The sequence below is a fragment of the Terrisporobacter othiniensis genome (assembly GCF_000808015.1).
Lineage (GTDB): Bacteria > Bacillota > Clostridia > Peptostreptococcales > Peptostreptococcaceae > Terrisporobacter > Terrisporobacter muris.
This window is the reverse complement of record NZ_JWHR01000067.1, coordinates 1-9019: the sequence shown is the minus strand read 5'-3', so window position 1 is coordinate 9019 and position 9019 is coordinate 1. Positions and strand designations below refer to the sequence as shown.

6 protein-coding genes are annotated in these 9019 nt (G+C 27.0%); 3 read left to right on the top strand and 3 right to left on the bottom strand.

Translation table 11 applies throughout. The annotated features are described in order from the left end of the window. The coding region (locus QX51_RS06935) for an AAA family ATPase (RefSeq protein ID WP_052232936.1) at positions 1–3164 on the bottom strand (3164 nt) is incomplete at its 3' end. 440 nt (positions 3165–3604) lie between these two features. Between QX51_RS06935 and QX51_RS06930 the strand changes: the two genes are divergently transcribed. Beyond that, the gene (locus QX51_RS06930) at positions 3605–3943 is read left to right on the top strand and encodes a hypothetical protein (RefSeq protein ID WP_039679180.1); all 339 of its coding nucleotides are present in this window, start codon (positions 3605–3607) and stop codon (positions 3941–3943) included. Positions 3944–4033: 90 nt separating this feature from the next. Here the strand turns inward: QX51_RS06930 and QX51_RS06925 are convergent, their stop codons facing one another. Next, positions 4034–5794: a UvrD-helicase domain-containing protein gene (locus QX51_RS06925; protein ID WP_161791910.1), complete on the bottom strand. Its 1761-nt coding sequence runs from the start codon at positions 5792–5794 to the stop codon at positions 4034–4036. Positions 5795–6024: 230 nt separating this feature from the next. Then, positions 6025–6930, bottom strand: coding sequence for an SDR family oxidoreductase (locus tag QX51_RS06920; RefSeq protein WP_039679178.1), 906 nt, complete (start codon positions 6928–6930; stop codon positions 6025–6027). Between the two features lie 183 nt (positions 6931–7113). On the opposite strand from QX51_RS06920, the gene QX51_RS06915 reads away from it, so the two are divergent. Both QX51_RS06915 and QX51_RS06910 read left to right on the top strand, forming a co-directional pair. Continuing rightward, positions 7114–8442, top strand: a complete 1329-nt coding sequence (locus QX51_RS06915) for a hemolysin family protein (protein ID WP_039679177.1) — start codon at positions 7114–7116, stop codon at positions 8440–8442. Between the two features lie 137 nt (positions 8443–8579). Further along, a partial coding sequence (locus QX51_RS06910; RefSeq protein WP_039679176.1) for a DUF8052 family protein occupies positions 8580–9019 on the top strand: 440 nt, incomplete at its 3' end.

The following is a 9019-nucleotide window of genomic DNA, read 5'->3' as shown; positions in this document are numbered from 1 at the left end:
TCATAACCTCTATAATTAATAAGATTTATTGCAATTTCAAATAATTCATCCTTATTGTAATCCTGAAAATCTAGCCATATAGGAAATCTACAACTAAGAGAAGGATTACTTAAAACTAATTCTCTCATCCCTTCTTTTTCACCACATAAAACAATAATTATTTTATTATTATTTTTATCAATAAACTTAATTAAAGAGGATATCATTTCATTTTTATTGTATTTATCAATAAATAAATGAGCCTTATCAATTAATACCATTTTACCTAAGTAATCTTTTAATATATCTTCTATTTGTACACCTCCATCTAAAAGAGAAGTGATTTCTATTTCATCCATTTCCACAATATTTTTTGATTTTATTAATCCCACATTGTAATACATACTAGATAAAATTTTCAAAGTAGTTTTTTTACCTGTACCACTATTTCCTGTAAAGACCATATTGCTGTATTTACTTAGTTGACTTTTAATTCCAAGCTTTTCTCTTTTTTCTTTTGTCTTAATAATTTTATATTGATTTCTTAAAAAGTCCTTAGCTCTTTCATTGGCTGCAATTTTTTTAAGTTTTTCTTCTAAATTAAAATCATTCGCCGATGTAAACTCATTTATATTATCAATATCCTTTGTAGTTATTAAATTCATTTCATAGACACTAATATCACTTTCAGCAATTCTAATACTTTGAGATCTAATTAAATTTTCTACATAGTTTCTAACTAGTCTACCATTTCCTGATTGAATATCAGCATTTTCATATATATCTACAAAGCTTTTCTTAAGAGATGTGTAGCCATTTTTCGATAATTTAAATCCTTTTGATTCCAAAAGTTTAATTGCCATTTCTGAGAGTTCGTCTGGTTTATAATCTTCAAAATTAGTCCAAAGTGGAAATCTAGAACGAAGACCTATGTTCACATCAAAGAAGTCTTCCATTTCTTTTTCATAACCTGCAAGTATTACTATTACATCTTTTGAATAGTCTTCAATTAATTTTAGTAAAGTTTCTATGGCTTCCCTTCCTAGAGGGTCATAAGCCAGGGTATAAGCTTCATCTATAAATAATATACCTCCTATGGCTTCTTTAAATGTTTCTTCAGTTTTTTTAGAAGTTTGTCCTGGTATTTCTGAAACAAAATTTGACCTGTCAGTTTCTACTAGTTGACCAATTTTAAGCAATCCCATACTATTTAGCATTTCTGCCACTAATCTTGCTATGGAGGTTTTTCCTGTTCCTGGATTTCCTGCAAAAACCATATTTAAATTTTGTTCAATTTTAGTTTCCACACCTACTGATTTTCTTTTTTCCTGTGCCACAATAAGCTTGTACTGGCTTCTAAGCAAGTTTTTAACTTCTTCCAAACCTATTATGTCATTTAATCTTTCTTCCAAATTAAATTTTGCTTTAACCTTAAAATTAAAATTATGTGCTTCCAATAAGTCGATTTTCTTTTGCTTATCTTGTAAGTATTTCCTTGATGCATCCATTATGGCATTTTCAATTATATTTCTTACAAATCTGGCATTACCTAAATCATTTTTACCAGATATTTGATTTTTTGCAAATAAATCAATTAAGTCATCTTCTACATTATCTGCTATTTTGTATCCTTTACTTTTTGCAATATTTAAAGCTATAGCATACATTTCATAAGGAGTATAATCTTCAAAATGAATTATATTTGGAAATCTTGACTTTAGTCCTGGATTTATACTTAGGAATTTCTCTATATCATTTTCATACCCAGCAAGTATTACAATCAAATCATCTCTATTATCTTCTATTCCTTTAAGAAGAGCATCTACTATTTCTTTACCAACCTTGTCTTCTTCACTTTCACACAAAGAGTATGCCTCATCAATAAACAAAACTCCTCCAATAGCAGAGTTTACAACTTCCATGGTTTTTTTCGCTGTTTCATTTACATTTTCACTGACAAAATCTGCTTTGCTTACTTCTTTAAATACACCACGAGAAAGTAAGCCTAAAGCATTTAGATACTCAAAGGTAGTTCTGGCTGCATTTGTTTTTCCTGTTCCTGCATTACCTGCAAATATCATATTCATGGAAATTTTCGATGTGGTAAGTCCCAGTCTTTCTCTTATATTTTGTACTTTGTAATTATTTTGAACATTATAGATAAATTCTTTTAATTCCTTTATTCCTATAATAGAATTAAGTTTATATCTAGCTTCTTCCAGTGTTGGCGTAGTATATTCATTAAGTTTATATACTTTAGAATTTGCCTTACAGTATATTTCATCATTTTCCACATAAATAAAAAGTCTGCTATTACTTTTTATTTCTTCTTTAATAACAAGATTTCTAAGAGGATTATTAAGTTTGTATTTTACATATTCAGATATACCAAAGTTGCTATCTTTTTTATAACTTTCTTGAAGATATTTACAAATTCCAAAGTATTCTTTATTTTCATCATCCTTATTCAAATCAATCATTATATCTAAATCTAATTCTTCTTTTATATGATTTATAGTTTCAATTACCCTTCTTCTCACCACAATATTTCTTTCCTTTTTATCTAAATCTTTAGTATAAAGTACTTTATCAATTTTGTTATTTAAATCACTGCCAAATACTTTATCTAAATTGATATCATTATAATCACAATTAAATACAACAAACTTATTATTACAAATTAATTGATTTATCTTTTCTTTATGAATTTCTTCTGAATTTAAAATATCATTTATTTCCTCTTTATTTTCTTCATCAGCCTTAACGAAAACATCATTTTTTATAATGTAATCCTCATTTAAGTTGAAACAAGAATTAAAACAAAGATCTGATATAACATGAACTATATCTTCCATAGCATTTTGAATATTTTTAAACATTATACATTTAGACTTCGACTTTAATCTGTCATGTAAGTCGCTTAAGAAAGCATTATATCCAAATTTAAAATTGTATGTATCCAAGTTTATTTCATTTATGTTATCACTTTCTATTAACTTTTCTTTGTACATCTCTTCAATTAAAATTCTAATACTTGTTTTTTTGCCCGTATCCTTTTCTCCAACTAAAATAAGAACTCCCTTTTCATTTTTAACTGTCTTTTCTTTTATATAAGTTATTAAATTTTTTATATATAAATCTTGACCTATAAGTTTTACATCTATTTCATTTTTTATATTATCCATAAATAAACTCCTCATTTTTATTCTTATTTATAATCTTATACCTTTTTAACCCTTCTATTCGTTTTTGTTTTATTTTCAGTATTATAATCTTTGTTCTAATTTATTACCTTTAATTTTACATAATTAAAAATTTATAAATATAATTTTTCTTAAAGATAAAAAATTCGCTTAACTCATGTCGCCAACGATATATCTTTGCTTCGCTTCAGATATATCCGTTGCTTGAGCGACGTGTCGGCGAAACATCTTCATTTAAATAGGTTAGAATTTATAATTAATCCAAAAATCAGATAAATTATAAATTCCTTTAATGTAAAAAATATCCTGTATACATTTATAATTTATAAAGGTTTATATCAATTTATGTCTAATTAATTAATAAAACAATATTTATTTAACTGTTTTTTAAACTATAAATTGTAAAGGTTGGTGTAAAGTATATGGCAAGTACTATAGTAAATTTTCCTTATAATTCTTTAGGTGTTGCAAGATTAGATTCTGATGGCGTAGTTCATAATCATTTATATCACCAATGTCCTGTGGGAAGAATAGACACTAACAATATAATTCACAATGATCCAATTAATAATTCTCCAATAGGAAGAATCGATGATGATGGTATAATCCACAGTCATCCAACTAGTTATTTCCCTGTGGGAAGAGTTGATAAGAATGGATATGTATATGATAATAAAAATGTTAAAGTTGGTAGAGTAGAAGGTGAAGACTACCTGAAAGCAGGAAGTGCATTTTTATTACTAATAAATAATTTAAGATAGCTAATATAAAATTAAATATAAAACTCATTTTGATTAAATTTAGCCTTATTCAAAATAAAAAGGACTTGCTTATAAGCAAGTCTTTTTATTTTATCCAAATTCCACAGAACTTTCATAGATATTTTTTATATCTTTAGCAAAAGAGTTTTTATAAAAATTTTTACCATGAATAATTAACTTTTCACTGGCTCTTGTCATTCCCACATATAATAACTTTCTATCCATAATTTCTTTTTTATTATCTAAGTTCCCACTAAAAAAATCCACATCTACTAAAATTACTATCTTCCCCTCTAATCCCTTAGAAGAATAATATGTACTAGTTAATAGGCAGGTATCCATATCTTCTTTGTCAGCTTCTTTTATAAATCTTGTATTTATCCTTATATTAGATGGTAACATATTTTTTATTTTTTCACATTGATTTTTATAATTACAAATAATTAATATATCATTATAAGAATATGTCTTACTTCTAATTAAAGAGTTTACACAGTTTATAATTTCTTCATATTCTCCTTCAATAAAGTCAATAGTACTTTTTATTTCATTAGTATTATCTAATATTATATCTTCATTCTCTTTATAAAATCTTTTAACTTCTTCTCGTAAATATTCATTTTGTTGTAAAAATTTTAGTGCTAAAAATGAATTCTCCCTTCCTGCTCTATAACAAGTCTTAAGAAAATTAGAACGCCCTTGCATATTTATACCCAGCTTACTCCAACTATGTTCCTTACTGTTGTATATACTTTGTAGTCTATCTCCAGCCATAAATATATTTACACCTTCTACTTCTTTTCCAGAGTAATTTTTATATTTATATTTTTTACATAACTTAACACATACTTTTATCCAGTCATCTTGAAAGTCTTGGTACTCGTCTATTAATATGGCGTCATAAGTAGGTTTACATTTTTCAAGTGCTAAATTAGGTAGTGTTTCATCAAACCAAGTATGCTTTTCCTTTGCACTTAATTTACAAGGCATTCTTTCTCTACTTTCTCTCATGGCAAGCTTATGAAAAGTACTAACACCTATATTTTGAATTTCTATATCCTTCAATATAAAACTGTTACTATAATCCTTTGCTATTTCATTTAAAATACTTTCTATTTTATTAGCAAGTGATAAGTTATATGTCACTATTTGTATTTTCCATCTGGGATTTTCTTTTATTAAATGAATGGCCCTTGCAATTAAAATTTGTGTTTTTCCAGAACCAGGTACACCAGTTATCATATATGGGCCATATGGAAATTTTCTCGAATAGTTTTCTTGCTTTTCATCTAAAGAATATATACTTACATCATCTAAACTTTCCTCTTCTTCATTATTTTCTTTTACTATTTTTATTTCAGGAAATAGCGAGGTTCTAATATCAATCGTTTCATCTTCATTTATTTCACATTCCACGTTGGAAAACATATCAGTTATAGTAAGTTTTGATAAAATATCTTTGCTTAATATTTTTACTGGTTCAATATTAAAAGCTGATTTTATTTTATCTCCTTGTAAATCTTCACCACTCATATTAGTCAATACTGTGTTAGCATAAAGAAAATCGTTTAAATCATATATCTTATCATTATCTGAAATTATTCCATTGCAAATATTAAAATATTGTTTAGTTTTATTTACAGGGTTGTCATCTTCCCTATCACTTAAAATAGCTCTTCTTTTATTAACATCTTTAATGTATGACAATGACCAATCTTTTACTTCTAAAATGGAAATCCCTTTTTTCTTATCTATTAAAATAAAGTCTGGTATTAAACTTGATATTGTTGGTTGAACATATAAATAAGCTTCACTTTCATAGCTTTCATATAATTTTTTTATTTTACTCAACAGCTTATTTTCCCCTGGAGTAAGGTCTTTGGAGTCATTTTTTATAATATATAAAGACACTTTTATAAATACCTCCCACATACTAAACTAATATATAATACGTGGGAGTTTTATAAATATAACCATATAAAAATTCACCTTGAGCAAAGTAGTTTCATAACATCCACTCAGTGACTTAAATTAGTATCAAAATACTTCGCCAACGCAGTTGCTCAGGCAAAGCAATTTTTTTATCCTACTATATTGCCTCCGTTGACATGTAATACCTGTCCTGTCATGTAACTAGAATCATCACTAGCAAGAAATACATATGCATTTGCAACTTCATAAGGTTGACCTGCTCTATCCATAGGTACTTTACTTCTAAGACTTCCAAAGGTCTCCACTTCTTCTGAATTAAAACTACTTGTTATAAGCGGTGTCCATATAGGACCTGGTGCCACTGCATTTACTCTAATTTTATCCTCCACCAATGATTGTGATAAAGATCTAGTAAAAGCAAGAATTGCTCCCTTTGTTGCACTATAATCAATTAGTAATTCTTCTCCTTTAAATGCTGTTACTGATGTTGTATTTATTATGGATGAATTTGCTTTTAAATGAGGAAGTGCTGCTTTTACTAAGTAAAAAAAGGAGAATATATTTGTTCTAAATGTTTTTTCCAATTGCTCTTCATCTATATCTAAAATACTTTGCTGGATATATTGAACAGCATGGTTATTTACTAATATATCTATTTTTCCAAACTCCTCTAATGTTTTATCTATTACTAGTTTACAGTTTTCTTCTTTTTGTAAATCACCTTTAATTGCTATACACTTTCTTCCTAAAGTTTCTACGTGCTCACAAGTTTCACTTGCATCTTCATCTTCATTGAGGTAAGCAATAACAATATTAGCTCCTTCTTTTGCAAAAGCATAAGCAACTGCCCTTCCAATACCACTGTCTCCTCCAGTTATAATAGCCACCTTATCTTCCAATTTATTGCTCCCTTTATAGTTTACATTTTCAGATATTGGTCTTGGATTCATAATATACTCTAGACCTGGATGACAGTCTTGATGTTGTGGTGGAAAGTTTACTTTAACTACTTCACAATTTTCTTTAGTACCTATATTTTTATAAATAGGATACATTTTCATCCTCCTTTTTCTTAATTTATTCTTAGTATAAATTATCCTCATTTTCCTTAATTTAATGTATTCATAAATAAGAATAAAAAATTTTAAAAAATATTCATAATTTAACACAAAATTAATATATTATATCTATAATTATATATATAATATATTAATAAAAACTTTAGGAGGAGTTTGGTAATGAGTAGTCTCGATGACCTCTCGAGGAGTATTATTCCTCAATTATTTGTAATACTAATTCTTACACTGATTAATGGATTTTTCGCAGCTGCGGAAATGGCCTTTGTATCAGTAAACAAGCACAAAATTAATTCTCTATGCGAAGAGAAAAATAAAAATGCAATACTTTTAAACAAATTACTAGAAGATCCAAGTAATTTCTTATCAACTATACAAATAGGCATTACTTTGGCTGGATTTTTCTCCAGTGCATCTGCTGCAACAACCTTGTCAGTTAGATTGTTTAATGTTTTATCACCTTATAACATTCCTTATGCACAAGAAATTTCCATGATATTAATTACTCTAGTACTTTCATTTTTAACTTTAGTATTTGGAGAGCTGGTACCTAAAAGAATTGCTTTAAAAAAATGCGAAACAATCGCTTTAGCATCAGTAGCACCAGTTTATTTCATCTCCAAAATATCTAAACCTTTTATAAAAATATTATCATTATCCACAAAAGTCATATTAAAACTAACTCATAATGATGATGTAGAAGACGAAAATAATATAACTACAGAAGAAATAAAACTATTAATTACTCAATCGGAAAAAAACGGAACAATTAACTTTATGGAAAAAGAGATGATTGATAAAGTCTTTGATTTTTCTGACAAAATCTCTAAGGAAATTATGACATCTAGAACAGATACAATTTTAATTGATATAGATGATGATATTAAGACAAAACTTAATACTATACTTAGTTGTAAATATTCAAGAATACCTGTATACAAAGATTCTGTTGATAATATAATAGGTATACTTTATATTAAGGATTTAATATCTCATTTAGTTAACTGTAATTTTGATAATCTTGATTTAAAAAGTTTATTACACTCTCCTTCCTTTGTACCAGAAACTAAGAAAATCGATGAGTTGTTTATATTATTAAAACAAAGCAAGAACCATATGGCTATCTTAATAGATGAATATGGTGGTTTCTCTGGTATAGTCACTATGGAAGATATAATCGAAGAAATAGTTGGTGACATTGAAGATGAGTATGACATAGATAATGATAAAGTTAAAAATCTAGGCCATGGAAGCTTCGAAATTAAAGGCAATATGTCCCTTTTAGATTTTAATAATACTTTTAATACAGATCTACAGTGTGATGATTGTGACACTATAAATGGTTATATAATTTCTAGAATAGATAAAATTCCTAGAAATGAAGAAAATATAATAATAAATATTGAGAATTATGAACTTCAAGTAATTGAAGTAGATGATAATAGAATAGAAAAGCTTAAAATAAACTTTGCTAAAGAAAGTGCAAGTTAAAAAAATATTAGTTTAATATACTCAAAGGACCATTCTACGGTCCTCTTTTTTGTTATCAGGGTATTCTAATTGTTTTTTGATGCAATTTGCATTACTATTATTTTAACATTTTAAATTTATATTAGGGGGATGTAAAAATGCTACTTTGTTCTGATAAAGATAATATAATAGATAAAATTTTGAAAAGTTATGAAGTTTATTACGATGTGGAAAAGTGCGAAAATAAATCACTTCCACTTGTGGCAACTTGTGAATTTCACGTTCACAATGAAAAATACGTTCTTTCAAAAAAAGCTCAGCTTTGGTCTAGCGATGCCAACGAATACGTTTATATTTTTAAAACTGATACACTTACAAAAAATATGTTTGTACAATGTAGAGATTATGCTTATGATGAAGGAATGAAGGTCATAAATCCAAAACCTGGTCATATGTATTCTTATATAACTACTATTTTCGTATATGATACATGTGATAAAGAAACAGAAAATTTAATAAAAAAATGTAAAATAAGTAAAAACTTTAAATTCTCTTTTCATGGTTGGATGGATTTTCACATAGCTTGTATAAATACTTA

Bases quoted from the DNA above. Each gene is read 5' to 3' on its own strand.
- QX51_RS06930 (WP_039679180.1), top strand. From the start codon at position 3,605: ATGGCAAGTACTATAGTAAATTTTCCTTATAATTCTTTAGGTGTTGCA.
- QX51_RS06920 (WP_039679178.1), bottom strand. From the start codon at position 6,930: ATGTATCCTATTTATAAAAATATAGGTACTAAAGAAAATTGTGAAGTA.
- QX51_RS06915 (WP_039679177.1), top strand. From the start codon at position 7,114: ATGAGTAGTCTCGATGACCTCTCGAGGAGTATTATTCCTCAATTATTT.